We start from the raw sequence: 18,206 nt of genomic DNA, 5'->3' as shown, positions 1-18,206 counted from the left end.
CCCGGCTTAGTAACGGATCTTGGGATCGATAAAGGCATAGAGAATATCGACCACGGCGTTAAAGGTGATGGTGAGGGCACCGACCAGAATGGTCAGACCGAGCACCATGGAGTAATCACGGTTGAGAGCACCGTTGACGAACAGCTGGCCAATCCCCGGCAGACCGAAGATGGTCTCGATCACCACGGAACCCGTGATGATGCCGACGAAGGCCGGGCCCAGGTAGGAGACCACCGGCAGCATGGCCGGGCGCAGCGCGTGTTTCAGGATGATGTGGCGCAGCGGCAGTCCCTTGGCGCGGGCGGTACGGATGAAGTTGGAGTTCATTGTCTCGATCATGCTGCCCCGCATGATCCGCGAGATGGCGGAGATGTAATACATCATCATGCCGAACACCGGCAGCACCATGAACTGCACTCCACCACCCTGCCAGCCACCGGCCGGGAACCAGCCCAGATGGATACTGAAGAACAGCACCAGCAGGGGCGCCAGCACAAAGCCCGGGATCACCACCCCGGCCATGGCCGACGACATCAACAGGTAGTCGATGACGGTATTCTGTTTGAGGGCGGCAATGGTGCCGAAGGTGACCCCCAGCGTCACCGCAAACAGAAAGGCGAAGGAGCCTATCTTGGCGGAAACCGGCAGTGCCTGGCTCACCAGATCATTGACGGTGAAGTCCTTGTACTTGAAGGAAGGACCGAGATCCCCCTGCACCAGGTTGCCCAGATAGGTGAGATATTGCACCCCGATCGGCTTGTCGAGGCCATATTTGGCTTCGATGTTGGCCATCACTTCGGGTGGCAGGGTACGTTCGCTGCTGAAGGGGTTACCCGGCGCGAAACGCATCATGAAGAAGGAGACGGTGATCAAGACCAGCAGAGTCGGGATCGCTTCCAGTAGACGTTTAAAAATGAATTTCAACATAGACAATTCCTGTCCTGTACTGCTTCCAAAGGGTCGCGGTTGTAATAAAGGCCCGCCGTCTGGCGGGCCCTGCTTGTTATGCGACTTGTAACGAAAATCAGTGGGCGATGATGTACATGTCTTTGCTGTACAGGTTGTCCAGCGGGTTGGCCGGATAGCCGCCCACGTAGGGCTTGACCATACGGGAAGTCACGTACTGATAGATGGGGGCAATCGGCATGTCCTTGGCCAGGATCTCTTCAGCCTGGACGTAGAGCTTGTTGCGCGCCTCGGCATCCACCTGGTTGCGCGACTCGTTCATCAGCTTGTCGAACGCCAGGTTGGAGTATTTGCCGTCGTTGTTGCCGTGGGTGGTCTGCATCAGATCCAGCATGGAGGAGGCTTCGTTGTAGTCGGCGATCCAGCCGGCACGGCCCACGTCAAACTGACCCTGTTTCTTGGTCTCCAGATAGGTTTTCCACTCCTGGTTGACCAGGCTTACCTGCACGCCCAGCTTCTTCCACATGGAGGCCACGGCAACCGCCACCTTCTTGTGGTTGTCGTCGGTGTTGTAGAGCAGCTCGAACTTGAGCGGCTTGCCCGGGCCGAAACCGGCTTCGGTCAGCAGCTCTTTCGCCTTGGCATCGCGCTCTGCCTGGGTCAGCTTGGACCAGGCCGGCGCCACCGGCTTGAAGCCATCCACGAAATCAGGGACCAGGGTGTAGCCCGGAGTTTCCCCCTTGCCCATCACCTTGTCGGCGATCACGTTGCGGTCGATGGCATAGGAGAGCGCGGTACGCACCCGCACGTCATCAAACGGCTTCTTCTTGAAGTTGTACTGGTAGTAGTAGGTACCGACGTAGCCGCTCACCTTCACCTCGTTCGGCAGATCCTTCTTCATCTGCTTGAAACGCTCGATGGGCATGTTGTAGGTGAGATCCACTTCGCCAGCCAGGTAACGGTTCAGCTCGGCGTTGGTGGACTGGATCGGCAGATAGGTCACCTTGTTGATGACGGTCTTGGCGTCGTTCCAGTAGTTTTTGTTGCGCTCGACGTCGACGCGCTCGTTGACCACCCAATCCTTCAGCACATAGGCGCCGTTGGATACCATGTTGCCGGGCTGGGTCCACTTGTCACCGAACTTCTCGATCACCTTCTTCGGCACCGGGTAGGTGGTGGTATGGGAGAGCATGCTGACAAAGTAAGGCACCGCCTTCTCCAGCTGCACCTCGAAGGTGTAGTCGTCCACCGCCTTCACGCCCAGCGTATCTGACGGCTTTTTGCCGGCAATGATGTCGGAGGCGTTGACGATGGTCGGGATCTCCAGATACCAGGAGTAGGGAGAGGCGGTTTTCGGATCGACGGCCCGTTTGAAGGCATATTCGAAGTCGTGGGCAGTGACCGGATCACCGTTGGACCACTTGGCGTTTTTACGCAGGTGGAAGACGAAGTGTTTGTTGTCCTTGGTTTCCCAGGACTCGGCCATGGCGGGGAGCACTTCACCCTTGGGGCCGGAGGAGACGAGACCTTCGAACAGGTCACGCAGAATATTGGATTCAACCGTTCCTTCGGTTTTATGCGGGTCGAGAGTTGCGGGCTCGGAGCCGTTGCCTTTCACCAGCTGCTGAACCTCAGCCAGCTTAGTACCTGCGGGCACATCGGCGGCTTGTGCCGCGTTGACACCGCCAAACAGAGCTGCCACCAATAGGGTATTAATCATTGTTTTTTTATGAGTCATTTCCATACTCCACAAGAACATTCCATGCATTTTTCCATCAACGAGATAAGTACCCCGCTGCCAGCATAATTCCCTGACATTTCTGATAATGCAATAGATATCGTCAGGCAGGACTGGACTTCATGGTCAAAAAAGCAGCTTTTGACCAATTATTCAGAATTTAAATATCCCATGATGGACGTTTTTTATACAAACCCGCTCGATTCTAGGAAATGACCAACAAAAAAGAAACAATAAAAAGCCGGTCACAAGGACCGGCTCCAACAAAACAGACCTGAATCACATCAATCCGGGGAAGACCCCCTTGATCCCCGCCACCATGATCTCGATGCCCAGCGACATCATGATGAGACCCATTATCCGGGTCACCACGTTGATGCCGGTGTTGCCCATCACCTTGAACAGCAGGGGGGCGGCGCGGAATATCAGCCAGGAGCAGAAGGCAAACACCATCACCACCAGCGACATGCCCAGCATCTGGGACCAGGTGCTCTGGCTGGCGTAGACGATGGAAGAGGAGATGGCACCGGGGCCCGCCATCAACGGCAGCGCCAGCGGCACCACAGCGACAGATTCCCGCGCGGCCAGTTCCCCTTTCTCCTGTTTGTTGTGCTTCACCTCCCCCAGCTTGCCCTGCAGCATGGACCAGGCGATCAGGGTGATGAGCGAGCCGCCGGCGATGCGAAAGGAGGCCAGCGAGATGCCGAATCCGTCCAGGATCAGTTGCCCCATGGACATGGAGACCAGCAGGATGATCATCACCGCAATGTTGGCGGTGGTGTTGGTCTTCATCCGCTCTTCCGGCGTCTGATGGCTGGTCAGGCTGACGAACACCGGCAGCAAGCCGAGCGGGTTGATGATCGCAAACAAACCGATGAAAAACTTCAGATATAAAGAGACGTCAATCGCTGCCATAGGCGCCATCCAGAAGTAGTACGAGGCCCTGTGGGCCACCCCGATAAACCGAGCGTAAATTTACATCATGCCCGAAACCTTCACCAATCAAATAATCTCACCCTTTCCGTGGCTTTTCAGTTAGTTCCTCTAATGCATCGACAAAATTCGACAGATTGAGTTGTTAATAAAGATTGTCGCGATTTAACACTCTGATAAAATCGCTTCGAGTTTTATCTGGCCATGGAGTTTGGCCGCAACATTTCATCTCAGCAAACAAGGATTTCGTGATGATTGATACGGACATCGAGTTGCAGTGGCACCTGGATGCACTGCCCGCAGGCACCCTGAACCCATTGCTTAGCTTCTTCGGGCGACTGCCGGTTGATCCCTACATTCAGGGCAGCTTTCGCCAGCGCCGCTACGGCCGGGTAGAGAAGGAGGGCTCCCGCTTTCAGCCCCTCGACAACGGCGTCTTCTTTCAGGCGGCCGCCATCAACAAGTTTCTGGGGGATGTGCCCAGAACCTATGCCGAGCTGGAGCCTGCCTTCGTCGCTCATCCCTCCTTTATACAGCTGCTGAAACTGTTCGCCCGCCACACCCGGCTGGAAGACGGTCAGGCCATCGGCATTCACCAGATGCGCATCGTCACCGGCGAAGGAGAGAGCGTCCCGCCCGCGCCGGAGGGGGTGCACCAGGATGGCTTTGACTTCATCGGGGTCTTCTTCTGCGGCAGTGAAGGGGTCAGCGGCGGCGCCTTGCAGCTCTATCATGGATTAAAAGAACAACCATTTTTCCAACAACAATTAAACGTCGGTGAGTATCTGATCCTGGATGATCGCCGTTTCTATCACAATGCCGCCCCCATTCTACCCCTGGGCACGGTCCGGGGACATTGGGACGTGATCGTGCTAACTGCTTGAAAAATGGCGCGTGAGCCCCTGTTCACGCACCATTCATCCCACCTCTGGCTCACTAAACAACTGCGCAACATCTGGCAAACATGTATTGTGAAACAAAATTTCTTTTGTTCTTTTGTTACACATGATCCAGATCAAGTTTTTCTGAGTCAGCCCCGCTCTATAATCGACTCAGAAAGCGATTTAGTAAGGCATGTAAATACCCCGTTGTGGTGATTCTGTTCTTGACAGGGCATCTATAATTGCCGGGCATTGCCAAGGTCTTACTAAACAGTTTTCAAATCATCAGGAGATAAACATGGCAGTAACCAATTTGGCTGAACTGGATGCACTGGTTGCCCGCGTCAAAGAAGCGCAGCGTGAATTCGCCAGCTTCTCGCAAGAGCAGGTAGACAAGATCTTCCGTGCCGCCGCCCTGGCCGCCAACAACGCCCGTATCCCCCTGGCCCAGATGGCCGTGGAAGAGTCCGGTATGGGTATCATCGAAGACAAGGTTATCAAGAACCACTTCGCCTCCGAATACATCTACAACAAGTACAAAGAAGAGAAGACCTGCGGCATCCTCAGCGAAGATGACGAGATGGGTACCATCACCATCGCCGAGCCGGTAGGCATCATCTGCGGTATCGTACCGACCACCAACCCGACCTCCACCGCGATCTTCAAGTCCCTGATCTCTCTGAAGACCCGCAACGCCATCATCTTCTCCCCGCACCCCCGCGCCAAGAACTCTACCAATACCGCTGCCAAGCTGGTACTGGATGCAGCCATTGCCGCCGGTGCACCGAAAGACATCATCGGCTGGATTGACCAACCCTCTGTTGAGCTCTCCAACGCCCTGATGAAGCACAACGACATCAACCTGATCCTGGCCACCGGTGGCCCGGGCATGGTGAAGGCCGCCTACTCCTCCGGCAAACCCGCCATCGGCGTAGGTGCCGGTAACGTACCGGTCGTCATCGACGAAACCGCCGATGTGAAGCGTGCCGTCGCCTCCATCCTGATGTCCAAGACCTTCGACAACGGCGTGGTCTGTGCCTCCGAGCAAGCCGCCATCGTGGTCGACTCCGTCTACGACCAGGTGAAAGAGCGTTTCGCCACTCACAATGGTTATGTGCTGTCCAAGGAAGAAGCCGACAAGGTCCGCAAGGTCATCCTGATCAACGGCGCCATGAACGCCAACATCGTGGGTCAGCCTGCGGTCAAGATCGCTGAAATGTCTGGCGTCACCGTGCCTGCCAACACCAAGATCCTGATCGGTGAAGGCGTGAAGATCTGTGAAGAGGAAGAGTTCGCTCACGAGAAGCTCTCCCCGACCCTGGGTCTGTTCCGTGCCAAGAACTTCGAAGAAGCCGTCGAGATGGCCTGCGACATGGTCAACCTGGGTGGTATCGGCCACACCTCCGGTCTCTATACCGACCAGGATCGCAACGCCGACCGCATCAAGTACTTCGGCGACAAGATGAAGACTGCCCGTATTCTGATCAACACCCCGACCACTCAGGGTGGTATCGGTGACCTGTACAACTTCGCGATGGCACCGTCTCTGACGCTGGGCTGCGGCTCCTGGGGTGGCAACTCCATCTCCGAGAACGTGGGTCCCAAGCACCTGATCAACAAGAAGACAGTCGCAAAACGGGCAGAAAACATGCTGTGGCACAAACTTCCGAAATCCATCTACTTCCGTCGTGGCTCCCTGCCGATCGCCCTGGGCGACCTGGAAGGCAAGAAACGCGCCATGATCGTGACCGACCGCTTCCTGTTCAACAACGGCTACGCCGACGAAGTGGTTCGTCTGCTCAAGGGCCTGAAGATGGAAGTGGAAGTGTTCTACGAAGTCGAAGCCGACCCGACCCTGTCCGTGGTGCGCAAGGGTGCCGAAATGGCCAACTCCTTCAAGCCGGACGTGATCGTCGCCCTGGGCGGTGGTTCACCGATGGATGCGGCCAAGATCATGTGGGTAATGTACGAGCACCCGAACACCGCGTTCGAAGATCTGGCCATGCGCTTCATGGACATCCGCAAGCGTATCTACAAGTTCCCGAAAATGGGCGTGAAGGCCGAACTGGTCTGCATCACAACCACGTCCGGTACCGGTTCTGAAGTGACCCCGTTTGCGGTCGTGACCGACGATGCCACCGGCGTGAAATACCCGCTGGCCGACTACGAGCTGACCCCGAACATGGCCATCGTCGACGCCAACCTGGTGATGGGCATGCCCAAGTCCCTGTGCGCCTTCGGTGGTATCGACGCCGTGACCCACGCCATGGAAGCCTATGTTTCCGTGCTGGCCAACGAGTACTCCGACGGTCAGGCACTGCAAGCCCTGAAACTGCTGAAGGACTACCTGCCCTCCAGCTACCTGAACGGTGCCAACGACCCGATCGCTCGTGAGAAGGTACACAACGCGGCCACCATCGCCGGTATCGCGTTCGCCAACGCCTTCCTGGGTGTGTGCCACTCCATGGCTCACAAGCTGGGTGCCGAGTTCCACATCCCGCACGGCCTGGCCAACGCCCTGCTGATCAGCAACGTCATCCGCTACAACGCGAACGACAACCCGACCAAGCAGACCGCGTTCTCCCAGTACGACCGTCCGCAGGCTCGTCGTCGCTACGCCGAAGTGGCCGACCACCTGGGTCTGACCGCCGCCGGTGACCGTACCGCCGCTAAGATCGAGAAGCTGCTGGTATGGCTGGACGAGCTGAAGGCAACCCTGGGTATCCCGGCCTCCATCCGTGAAGCCGGCGTTGCCGAGGCCGACTTCCTGGCCAAGGTTGACCAGCTGGCCGTGGAAGCCTTCGATGACCAGTGCACCGGCGCCAACCCGCGCTACCCGCTGATCAGCGAGCTGAAAGCCATCCTGCTGGACACCTACTACGGCCGTCCGTTCACCGAAGAGGCCCAGGTTTCCGCCAAGGTTGATGCCAAAGTAGAAGGCAAGAAGAAGTCCAAAGCCTGATAAGCTGAGTCGACTCGAGAGCCCGCGCACATGCGCGGGCTTTTTTGTTTGTCTATCTGCTTAATTTTGCTAGCTTGTTCATAGGCATTCATGAAATGCGAGCGAGTGTATGGCGCTGATACAGGCATCCATAGAACAGTTGCGGGTCGGTCACTATATCCATCTCCCCACGGGATGGACCAATCACCCTTTTATGTTCAATGCCTTCAAGATCAAGGATCAACAGCAACTCGACATCATCCGCCACCTTGATCTCAATCTGCTGATGGTCGACCCCGACAAGAGCGACCTCCCTCTCGAGCCCCTGTTGCGTGGCGATATTCCGAGCCCAGGCCCCGATCTCTCCGTTGTCGAAGAGCCGGAGGATAGCGGCCCTCCCCCGTTTGACGAGAAAGCATTTCGCCGCTCCCTGCGCGCCGCCGACAAGGCCTTCGGCCAGTCCATGTCCGAGCTGCGCGATGCCCTGGGCGCCCTCAACCTCAAGCCGGACGAAGGGCTCGCCAACACGGCGCAGATAGTGCGCAACGCCGCCGCCCGCATCAGCGCCCACGAGGGCCCACTCGGGCTGCACCTCATTCGCAGCCCCCATACCGACATCCTGCTGCAGCACAGCCTGAACGTGGCCTTCATCGCCATGTTGATGGCACGGGAGCTGGGCATGACTCCCATCGAGATCGAGGAGACCGGCCTGGCCGGGCTGGTGCACGACATTGGCGAGCTGAAGATCCCGACCCAGATCACCCAGAAGCGGGGGGAACTCAACAAGTCGGAGCAGAACTTCCTCAAGATGCATCCCCAGTACGGACTGGAGATGCTGACCCAGTTGCAGGCCTTCGAGCCCAAGATCCGTCAGGTGGCCCATCTGCATCACGAGCGGCTCGACGGCAGCGGCTTTCCCCTTGGCATCAAGGGGGGGGAGATCCCGCCACTGGCACGGATCATCGGGTTGGTGGATTACTATGACGAGCTGCTGCACCCGCGCAACAGCGCGACACCGGCGGCGCCGAGCCAGGCCATCAGCCAGCTCTACAAGCTGTCGCAAAAGAAATTCGACCAGGATCTGGTCAAGCTGCTGATCAAGGTACTGGGGGTCTATCCGCCGGGCTCGCTGGTACTGCTCTCCGACGACTCGGTGGCCCTGGTGCTCTCCACCGAACCCACCATGCCCCTCAAACCCAAGGTGTTGCCTTACATCAAGGCACAACGACCGGAAGGGGTGGCCATGGTCGACCTGCGGGAGGATGAGCGCACCATCAAATCTTTTCTCAAGCAGGAAGATCTGGACGAGGGGCAGCGGCTGTTTTTCAACCTGACCCGACGCTTCTGTTACTATTTTGCATTCTGAGTTATCCCCAGAAGCTGGGGATAACTCATTGGACAAACCTGAATAATTGCCCGATTACCCTCAAAATGGTTTGCCACGTACCCTGGATAAAAAACGCCCGACCTGCTGGTCGGGCGGAGCATGCCACCTCCGTGTGGCGTATCCAACGGATACATTCATGCTCAATTCAGCAATATCAATCCTTGGGCAATTACACAAATATCAATTTAACATGCTGATTTAATATGGTTTTATTCCGCGTTTCTGGCACACTTCGCCGGCGTTCTGGCCAGAATGGCCCACAGAACAAGATCCTGATCACATTTATTCAAGACTGCCGCTTTTTTCGGCTCGGACTCTGAGGAACGTTTTTTATGCAGTTGGTCCTCTCCCTGCTTCAACAGATGAGCGTCAGTCTGGTCATCGCCTACCTCTTTTCCAAGAGTCCGCTGCTGCGCCCACTGACCAACTATTCGGTCAGGCTGCCCCACAAGGTGCTGATTTACCTCATCTTCTCCTGCTTCTGCATTCTGGGTACCTATGTGGGACTGGATATCGACGACGCCATCGCCAATACCCGCGCCGTGGGTGCCGTGCTGGGGGGCCTGCTGGGAGGCCCGCTGGTGGGATTTCTGGTGGGACTGACCGGCGGGATACACCGTTATACCCTGGGGGGGTTCACCGATCTCGCCTGCGCCATCTCCACCACCTGCGAAGGCTTGCTGGGCGGACTGGTGCACTGGCGACTGATGCGGGCAGGCAAGATGGATGCGTTGTTCGAGCCGCGCATCGCCTTCTTCACCACCCTCTACGCCGAGATCATGCAGATGGTGATCATCCTGCTGGTAGCCAGCCCGTTCGACAAGTCCCTGCTGCTGGTGCGCACCATCGCCACCCCCATGATCCTCGCCAACTCCTGCGGTGCGGCCCTCTTCATCAGCATGATCCGCGACCAGCAGCGAATGTACGAGAAGTTCTCCCGGGTCTTCTCCGCCAAGGCGCTCACCATCGCCAACCGCACCGTGGGGATCATGAGCCAGGGCTTTACCCCCGAGGCCAGCACCCGCATCGCCCAGATAGTGCAGGAGGAGACCGGGGTCGGAGCGGTCGCCATCACGGATACCGACAAGATCCTCGCCTTCATCGGCATCGGCGAGGATCACCACAAGCCGGGTACCCCCATCACCTCCGCCATCACCATGCAGGCCATCGCCCAGAACAAGGTGCTGTTTGCCGACGGCAACAGCCAGCCCTACCGCTGCAGCATCTCGCCCCAGTGCCAGCTCGGCTCTGTGCTGGTGATCCCGCTGCACGGCGACGAGGGGGTGATCGGCACCATCAAGCTCTATGAACCCAAGAAGCGGCTGTTTCTCAAGATCAACCACACCCTGGGGGAAGGGATCGCCAACCTGCTCTCCCAGCAGCTGCTGACCGGCCGGCTGGAGCAGCAGCAGCGGCTGCTGGTGCAGTCCGAGCTCAAGCTGGTGCAGGCCCAGATCAACCCCCATTTTCTGTTCAACACCCTCAACACCATCAGTGCCATCACCCGGCGCGAGCCCGAGCGGGCGCGCCAGCTGCTGCTCCACCTCTCCCTGTTCTTTCGCAAGAACCTCAAGCGCCAGAGCGGGCTGGCCACCCTGCAGGAGGAGCAGGAGCACTGCCAATCCTATCTGGAGATCGAGCTGGCCCGCTTTGGCGACCGGCTGACGGTGCAAAACGACATCCCACCCGACCTCGCCGGCCTCAAGCTGCCGAGCTTCACCCTGCAGCCACTGATTGAAAACGCCATCAAGCACGGCATCTCCACCCTGCTGGAGCAGGGGCGCATTCGCCTCTACACCGAGCAGACGGCGGATCGGGTCACCATTCACGTCGAAGACAATGCCGGCACCTGGCAGGAGAGACCGGCCGGTGACGGGCTCGGCATGACCCTGGTGGATCGGCGCCTCAAGAGCGCTTTTGGCAACCGCTACGGCCTGAGCGTCAGCTGCGAGCCCGACTGCTGGACCCGGGTCTCCGTCACCCTGCCCAGGGAGGCGTCATGATCCGGCCGTCACACCACGCCAGTTTTGCCCCCCAGCCACGCAGGAGAACCCCATGATCCGCACCCTCATCGTCGATGACGAGCCGTATGCCCGCGAGGAGCTGATGCAGCAGCTGGCCGCCGAGCCCGATATCGAGCTGCTGGGGACGGCCGCCAACGCCATCGAGGCGCTGCCGCTCATTCAGCGGCTCAGACCCGACGTGGTGTTTCTCGACATCCAGATGCCAAAGCTGAGCGGCATGGAGCTGGTGGCCATGCTCGATCCTCTGCCCCGCATCGTGTTCGTCACCGCGTTTGACGACTACGCCATCCAGGCGTTCGAGGAGAACGCCTTCGACTACCTGCTCAAGCCGGTGGAGCCGGCCCGCCTCGCCAAGACGCTGGCGCGGTTGAGACAGGATCTCAGCCCGCAGCCCATGACGGCGATCGCCCCCGTCATTCGCCACATTCCGGGCTACCTGCACAACCGGGTGCGGCTGCTGCCCATCGAACAGGTGGAGTACGCCTTCTCCGATCTCGGCGGCGTGCACGTCGCCAGCCAGGGTGAGCTGTTCCACACCCAGCTCACCCTCAAATCGCTGGAAGAGAAGACCCCGCTGCTGCGCTGCCACCGCCAGTATCTGGTGGCTCCGACCGCCATCTTCGAAATCCGGCTGCTGGAGAATCAGCTGGCGGAGATAGTGACCCCGAGCGGTGCCCAGGTGCCGGTCAGCCGCCGCTACCTGAAGGAGTTGAAGGAGCAACTCGGGCTGGAGTGAGCCGCGCGGTGTGAGCCGGATCACGAGCGCCAACCGCTCGGGTCGCCATACGGCCGCTCACCCCTTTTTACCTGCCGTTAACAGTGCAAGCCCCTACACTGGCCGCGCACACCAAAAAATAACAAAGCAGGAGCGTAGCAATGATCTGGTTCTTCCTCTGTGTCGGCTTACTTGTGGCCGGCTACTTCGTATACGGCAAATTCATCGAGCGGATATTCGGGCCAAAGCCCGAGCTGAAAACCCCCGCCATCACCATGGCGGACGGGGTGGACTATGTCCCCATGTCGGACAAGAAGGTCTACCTGGTGCAACTGCTCAACATCGCCGGCGTCGGCCCCATCTTCGGCCCCATCCTAGGTGCCCTCTACGGCCCGGTCGCCATGCTGTGGATCGTGTTTGGCTGCATCTTCGCCGGTGCGGTTCACGACTACTTCTCCGGCATGCTATCGGTGCGCGCCAAGGGGGCCTCTGTGCCGACCGTGGTCGGTGAGCACCTGGGCACCGCCGCCAAGCACTTCATGAACCTGTTTGCCGTGGTGCTGTTGATGCTGGTGGGCGTGGTGTTCGTGCTGAGCCCGGCGGGCCTCTTGGCCAACCTCACCTCCACCGACCTGGTCTACTGGATTGTGGCCATCTTCGCCTACTACATCCTGGCGACCATAGTCCCCATCGACAAGATCATCGGCCGCTTCTACCCCATCTTCGGCGCTCTGCTGGTGTTCATGTCGGTCGGCCTCATCATCGGCCTCATCGTCTCGGGCAAAGGCTTCTACAACACCGGGATGGACTTCTCCAACCTGCACCCGACCGAGCTGCCGCTCTGGCCGCTGCTGTTCATCACCATCGCCTGCGGCGCCGTGTCCGGTTTTCACGCCACCCAGTCCCCGCTGATGGCGCGCTGCATGCAGAACGAGAAATCCGGCCGCTTCATCTTCTACGGAGCCATGATCGGTGAAGGCATCATCGCCCTCATCTGGTGCACCCTGGGGCTCTCCTTCTACGACAGCACAGAAGCGCTCAACGCCACCCTGGCCAGCGGCGGCCCCTCTGCCGTAGTGCACGAGGTCTCCACCAGCCTGCTCGGCACCGTTGGCGGCATCCTGGCCATCCTCGGTGTGGTGATCCTGCCCATCACCTCCGGTGACACGGCGTTTCGCAGCGCCCGCCTCATCGTGGCGGACTTCCTCAACCTGACCCAGAAACCGATGGCCAAGCGACTGCTGATCGCCATCCCCATGTTCATCCTCGGTTTCATCATCTCCAAGGCCGAATTCGGGGTGATCTGGCGCTACTTTGGCTGGGCCAACCAGACCACCGCCGTGATGATGCTGTGGGCCGCCGCCGCCTACCTCGCCAAAGAGGGCAAGCTGCACTGGGTCTGCACCCTGCCGGCCATGTTCATGACCGCCGTGGTGTTCACCTATCTGGCCAACGCCCCCATCGGATTCGGACTGGAGATGGGCGTCTCCACCCTCATCGGTCTGGCCAGCACCCTGGTGGTGACCGTCGCCTTCCTGATGAAGTTCAGACCCGCCCTGATCGGCAAGGCCAGCGAAAGCTGATCCACGCCAAACATGTCAGAAAAGGAGCCATAAAGGCTCCTTTTTTTGCTGCTAATTTTCCCTCACTGATGCCATACTCCCTGCGTAAGTCCTTGTCATGGATACGACTTTATGGACTCGCCCCAATAATACCGTCATCTATCTTGACGATTTCGAAGCCACTTAAGCTTCAGTACAACAAGATTGCTTAAGATTTCGGGCCCAACAGGATGGAAACCCGGTTGCTGGTTGTGTTGCAGAACCCGGGATCCAATGACAATGCTGTGCGTCACGCCGGTGGAGGCATAAATGACACTCGATTATTTTGCTCTTGGTCTGCTTTTTTTTGTGGGTTTGGTCATCTTTTACGGGGTCATCGTCATTCACGACATTCCCTATGAAATAGCCAAGCATCGTCAGCATCCCCATCAGGATGCCATTCACGTGGCCGGCTGGGTCAGCCTGTTTACCCTGCACGTGCTGTGGCCCTTCCTCTGGATCTGGGCGACCCTCTACCGGGAGGATCGGGGCTGGGGCTTTACCCAGCGTATCGAGCGCGACGAGAAGCATCTCGCCGAGCTCAAGGATGAGGTCGCCGCCCTGCGCAGCCGCCTCGATCAGCTGACCCAAGAGAAGGAGTGATCATGGATCTCTTGCTGGTACTCACCTACACCGCCATCTGTGTAGCTGTCTTCAAAATCTTCCGCATCCCGCTCAACAAGTGGACCGTGCCCACCGCCGTGCTCGGCGGCGTGCTGCTCATCGGCACCCTCATCATGCTGATGAACTACAACCACCCCTACTCCGAGATGGCGCGCAACTACTACGTCTCCACCCCCATCGTTCCCCTGGTCAAGGGCCGGGTCAGCGAGGTCGCGGTCAAACCGGACCAGAAGGTGAAGAAGGGTGACGTGCTGTTTCGTATCGACGACGAGCCGTTCCGCCAGCGCGCCGCGAGCCTGGAGGCCAGGGTCAGCTCCAACGAGGAGCACCTCAAATCCATCGAGGCGCGCATGCGCTCGGCCAAGCTCGACCGGGATCGCGCCGCCGAGCTGATGCGCCGCGGCATCGGCAAGCAGCGCGATCTGGACGTGACCCAGGCCAATGTCGACGATCTGGTCGCCCAGCTCGATCAGCAACAAGCCACCCTGGACGATGTGCGGGCCCAGCTGCGCGAAGCCAAGTACCAGCTCGACCAGACCGTGGTCTATGCCCCGAGCGACGGCCATGTGGTACAGCTGGCCCTGCGTCCGGGCATGATCGCCACCCCCTTCATGTATCGCCCTGTGATGACCTTCATCCACGAGGACGACAACGCCTACGTCGGCTGGTTCTGGCAAAACAGCATGCAGCGCCTGGCGGTAGGGGACGAGGCCGAAGTGGTGATCGACGGCATCCCCGGCAAGATCTTCAAGGGTGAAGTAGAAGCAGTGATCCCCGCCATCGCCTCGGGCAACGTGCAGGCCAATGCCGCACTGATCGACCAGAGTTCGGCGGTGATCCCCGGCCGCCTGCCGGTGCGCATCAAGATCACCGACCCGCGCTGGCAGGAGTATCAGGTGATAGCCGGCTCCAGCGGTCAGGCTGCCATCTACACCAAGCATTTCCATCACGTGGCCATCATGCGCAAGGTACTGCTGCGCATGGCCAGCTGGATGAACTACATCTTCCCCTTCCACTAAGCCGCAACGACGCAGCCAGCGGGCCGGCACCATGCCGGCCCGCTGTTTTTTGGCGCCAAGTCCCCTATAATGGCGCCACCCTGCTCCGCCCCTCGTCGACGTACCCAGCCCGCATGTTCGTTCTCAGACCCTACCAGACCGACGCCGTCAACGCCGTCATCAGCCACTTTCGCAAACACCCGGATCCCGCCGTGGTGGTGCTGCCCACCGGGGCCGGCAAGAGTCTGGTGATCGCCGAGCTGGCCCGCAAGGCGCGCGGCCGGGTGCTGGTGCTGGCTCACGTCAAGGAGCTGGTGGAGCAGAACCACGCCAAGTACGAAGCCTGGGGGCTCCAGGCCGACATCTTCGCCGCCGGCCTCAATCGCAAGGAGGCCCGCGCCCAGGTGGTGTTCGGCTCGGTGCAGTCGGTGGCGCGCAATCTGGAGGCCTTCGACGGCGCTTTTTCGCTACTCATCATCGACGAGTGCCACCGGGTCTCGCTCGACGATGACAGCCAGTACCATCAGGTGTTAGGCCACCTCAAGGCCGCCAATCCGGCCCTCAAGATCCTCGGCCTCACCGCCACCCCCTATCGGCTCGGTCTGGGCTGGATCTACCGGCGCCACTACCACGGCATGGTCAAGAGCCACGGCGAGCGGCTGTTCGGCGACTGCGTGTTCGAGCTGCCGCTGCGCTTCATGGTCAAAAACGGCTACCTGACGCCGCCGCGCATGGTGGATGCCCCCATCGTTCACTACGACTTCAGCAAGCTGGTGGCGCGGGAGAATGGCCTGTTCAGCGAGGCGGATCTCAACGGCGAGCTCAAGCGTCAGGAGCGGGTCACCCCCCATATCCTGAGCCAGGTACTGGAGTATGCCCGCGAGCGGCAGGGGGTGATGATCTTCGCCGCCACCGTCGAGCATGCTCGGGAAATTCACGGCCTGCTGGATGCCAGAGGGGAGCAGGCGGCCCTCATCACAGGTGACACCCCGGGGCCGGAGCGCGACGCCCTCATCAGCGCCTTCAAGGCGCGCGAGCTCAAGTTTCTGGTCAACGTGGCGGTGCTCACCACCGGCTTCGACGCCCCCCACGTCGACCTCATCGTGATGCTGCGCCCCACCGAGTCGGTCTCCCTCTACCAGCAGATCGTGGGCAGGGGCTTGCGCCTGTCGCCCGGCAAGACCGATTGTCTGGTGCTCGACTACGCCGGCAACAACTTCAACCTGTTTGCCCCCGAAGTGGGGGAGCCCAGGCCCCATGCCGGCACCGAGCCGGTGCAGGTGCCCTGCCCCGCCTGCGGCTTTGCCAACACCTTCTGGGGCAAGACCGACGAGGATGGCAAGGTGATCGAGCACTACGGCCGCCGCTGTCAGGGGCTGTTTGAAGATGACGAGGGCAACCGCGAGGAGTGCGACTACCGCTTTCGCGCCAAGATCTGCCCCGCCTGCGGCAGTGAAAACGACATCGCCGCCCGCCGCTGCCAGAGCTGCGATCAACTGCTGGTGGACCCTGACGACAAGCTCAAGGAGGCGCTCAATCTCAAGGACTGCATGGTGATCCGCTGCGCGGGGCAGACCTTCACGGCCGTGCGCGGCAAACAGGGGGAGCGGCTGGAGGTGGTCTATCACGACGAGGATGGCCTCACCCTCAATGAGTACTTCGGATTTCACTCGGCAGGCGCACGGCGCTTGTTTCAACAGCACTTTGTGCGTCATCATTGGCCCGCCCCGGGGCTGGAGCCCGAATTTGCCACCCTGGCGAGCGTGCTGGCGGCAGAAAGCCAGTTTCGCCACCCCGATTTTGTCATCGCCCGCAAGTCAGGGCGCTTCTGGCAGATCAAAGAGAAGATTTTTGATTATGACGGCCGCTATCGCACCGCCAATTCACTGACGTGATGGCGACCGGCATAAGGCGTATGAATTGCGTTGCCACGGCCGAACAGGCATCGGCGGGTACAACAAGGTTTGAGTTATCAGGGCCGGCCCACTGCCGGGCCCCTTCGTCACGTTAGAGGATGTTATGCAGCGGCTGTTGATTGGTTTTTGTGCTCTCTTTTCCCTGGCGGCCCAGGCCGCCCCGCTGACGCCCCCCCAGGGGGGCCAGTACGCCATCGTGGTGCAGGGCAACAACGGCATCGAGTTTGCCCGCCATGCGGATCAGATGATCGCCCCCGCCTCCACCATGAAGGTGCTCACCGCGCTGGCGGCCCGTCTCGAGCTCGGCGCCGACTTCCGCTTCGCCACCGACATCCAGGCCCAGCCTGGCGCCAAGCAGGGCAATGTCATCAACGGCGATATCTGGATCAACTTCGTCGGTGACCCCACCCTGTCACGGATGGACTTGCTGGCCCTGTTCAAGCAGCTCGAGGTCAACCAGATCAAGGGCAACGTCTACGTCAACACCGGCGCCTACAACGGCTACGAGCGCGGCAACGGCTGGTCCTGGGGGGATCAGACCCTCTGCTTCGCCGCCCCCGTTTCCTCGGTCATCATCGACAAGAACTGCGCCTACGCCACCATCACCGCCACCCAGATCGGCAAGCCGGCGGTCGGCAACGTGGCCACCGGGGTCCCCATCGGGGTCGGTGCCGACAACGTGGAGGTGATGAGCTATGGCGACATGGCGCGCCAGTTCTGTGCGCTGGAAGTGGACATGGCCAAGGGCAACTTCTACGAGCTCAAGGGCTGCATCACCCCGAACAAGGAGCCCCAGGGGCTGCGTTTCGCCATCCACGACGTGGAAGCCTGGGGCTGGGACAACATCCGCTGGGCCATGGACCGGGCCGGCATCAAGCATGACGGCCTGCTGCGCGTTACCCACAAGTCGCCGGACAATGCCGAGACCCTGGGTACCCACTACTCTGTCTCCCTGCCGGTGATGCTGGCCAAGATGTTGAAGAAATCGGACAACCTCTACGCCGATACCTTCCTCAAGACCGTCGGCCGCCACTACTACAACAAGCCGGGCAGCTATCGCAGCGGCACCATGGCGGTGCGCGCCATCCTGACCAAGAACGGCATCGATCTGGGCAATGCCACCCTGGCCGACGGCTCGGGCCTCTCCGCCCACAACCTCATCAGTGCCCGCCAGATGCTGTCGGTGCTCAACTTCATCCAGAAAAATGATGCAGAGCTCGGCCTCATCAAGCTGCTGCCAAGCTCCCAGGTGGACGGCACCCTGGCCTGGCGGCGCAGCGTTACCGCCCCCATGATGAAGAACAAGGTGCATGCCAAGACCGGCACCATTACCGGCACCTCCAACCTGGTGGGCTTCATCGACACCGCCGGCGGCCAGCGCAAGGCGTTCGTGATGTTCCAGCGCGGCCTGTCACAGGATCCGGCCACCCACGAGCGCTACCGCGCCAGCAAGGCCCCCTGGCCCTGGACCGTGTTCGAGAAAGGGGTGCTGGAGAGCATCTACCAGCAGCAGCCGATCCAGATCGCCGATGAGGGTTGATC

13 protein-coding genes are annotated in these 18,206 nt (G+C 59.9%); 10 read left to right on the top strand and 3 right to left on the bottom strand.

Annotated elements, in window-relative coordinates; all coding sequences use genetic code 11:
* Window positions 1-6 precede the first annotated feature (6 nt).
* The 3 genes from oppB to ACB033_RS15365 all read right to left on the bottom strand — a co-directional run bounded on the left by oppB (window position 7) and on the right by ACB033_RS15365 (window position 3,559).
* Window positions 7-927: an oligopeptide ABC transporter permease OppB gene (oppB, locus tag ACB033_RS15375; RefSeq protein ID WP_005302198.1), complete on the bottom strand. Its 921-nt coding sequence runs from the start codon at window positions 925-927 to the stop codon at window positions 7-9.
* A gap of 97 nt (window positions 928-1,024) precedes the next feature.
* On the bottom strand, window positions 1,025-2,644 hold the full coding sequence (locus tag ACB033_RS15370; RefSeq protein ID WP_017764221.1) for an ABC transporter substrate-binding protein: 1,620 nt from the start codon (window positions 2,642-2,644) through the stop codon (window positions 1,025-1,027).
* A gap of 279 nt (window positions 2,645-2,923) precedes the next feature.
* Entirely contained in the window at window positions 2,924-3,559 is a 636-nt protein-coding gene (locus ACB033_RS15365; protein ID WP_005302204.1) for a YchE family NAAT transporter, read from the bottom strand.
* A gap of 269 nt (window positions 3,560-3,828) precedes the next feature.
* Between ACB033_RS15365 and ACB033_RS15360 the strand changes: the two genes are divergently transcribed.
* The 10 genes from ACB033_RS15360 (at window position 3,829) to dacB (ending at window position 18,204) form a co-directional block, all read left to right on the top strand.
* Entirely contained in the window at window positions 3,829-4,461 is a 633-nt protein-coding gene (locus ACB033_RS15360) for a 2OG-Fe dioxygenase family protein (protein WP_026141248.1), read from the top strand.
* Between the two features lie 295 nt (window positions 4,462-4,756).
* Complete coding sequence (gene adhE / locus ACB033_RS15355) at window positions 4,757-7,420, top strand: bifunctional acetaldehyde-CoA/alcohol dehydrogenase (RefSeq protein WP_139724053.1); 2,664 nt, start codon at window positions 4,757-4,759, stop codon at window positions 7,418-7,420.
* Window positions 7,421-7,529: 109 nt separating this feature from the next.
* Entirely contained in the window at window positions 7,530-8,765 is a 1,236-nt protein-coding gene (locus ACB033_RS15350) for an HD-GYP domain-containing protein (RefSeq protein ID WP_005302214.1), read from the top strand.
* 353 nt (window positions 8,766-9,118) lie between these two features.
* Window positions 9,119-10,789 carry a sensor histidine kinase gene (locus ACB033_RS15345; RefSeq protein WP_139724051.1) on the top strand — a complete coding sequence of 557 codons (1,671 nt, stop codon included), beginning with the start codon at window positions 9,119-9,121 and terminating at the stop codon, window positions 10,787-10,789.
* A gap of 52 nt (window positions 10,790-10,841) precedes the next feature.
* A complete protein-coding gene (btsR, locus tag ACB033_RS15340) occupies window positions 10,842-11,546 on the top strand; it encodes a two-component system response regulator BtsR (protein ID WP_139724049.1) in 705 nt (234 codons plus the stop codon).
* A gap of 140 nt (window positions 11,547-11,686) precedes the next feature.
* Window positions 11,687-13,108: a carbon starvation protein A gene (locus ACB033_RS15335; protein ID WP_005302222.1), complete on the top strand. Its 1,422-nt coding sequence runs from the start codon at window positions 11,687-11,689 to the stop codon at window positions 13,106-13,108.
* Window positions 13,109-13,396: 288 nt separating this feature from the next.
* Complete coding sequence (locus ACB033_RS15330; RefSeq protein ID WP_005302225.1) at window positions 13,397-13,729, top strand: DUF3302 domain-containing protein; 333 nt, start codon at window positions 13,397-13,399, stop codon at window positions 13,727-13,729.
* Window positions 13,730-13,731: 2 nt separating this feature from the next.
* Window positions 13,732-14,769, top strand: coding sequence for an HlyD family secretion protein (locus ACB033_RS15325; RefSeq protein ID WP_005302227.1), 1,038 nt, complete (start codon window positions 13,732-13,734; stop codon window positions 14,767-14,769).
* A gap of 113 nt (window positions 14,770-14,882) precedes the next feature.
* Window positions 14,883-16,643 carry a DEAD/DEAH box helicase gene (locus ACB033_RS15320; protein ID WP_139724047.1) on the top strand — a complete coding sequence of 587 codons (1,761 nt, stop codon included), beginning with the start codon at window positions 14,883-14,885 and terminating at the stop codon, window positions 16,641-16,643.
* Window positions 16,644-16,767: 124 nt separating this feature from the next.
* Window positions 16,768-18,204 carry a D-alanyl-D-alanine carboxypeptidase/D-alanyl-D-alanine-endopeptidase gene (dacB, locus tag ACB033_RS15315; protein WP_139724045.1) on the top strand — a complete coding sequence of 479 codons (1,437 nt, stop codon included), beginning with the start codon at window positions 16,768-16,770 and terminating at the stop codon, window positions 18,202-18,204.
* The last annotated feature ends 2 nt before the right edge of the window (window positions 18,205-18,206 follow it).

This window comes from Aeromonas sp. S15(2024) (assembly GCF_041402265.1).
Lineage (GTDB): Bacteria > Pseudomonadota > Gammaproteobacteria > Enterobacterales > Aeromonadaceae > Aeromonas > Aeromonas dhakensis.
The sequence above is the reverse complement of the archived record's forward strand: the minus strand, read 5'-3'. Positions and strand labels throughout refer to the sequence as shown.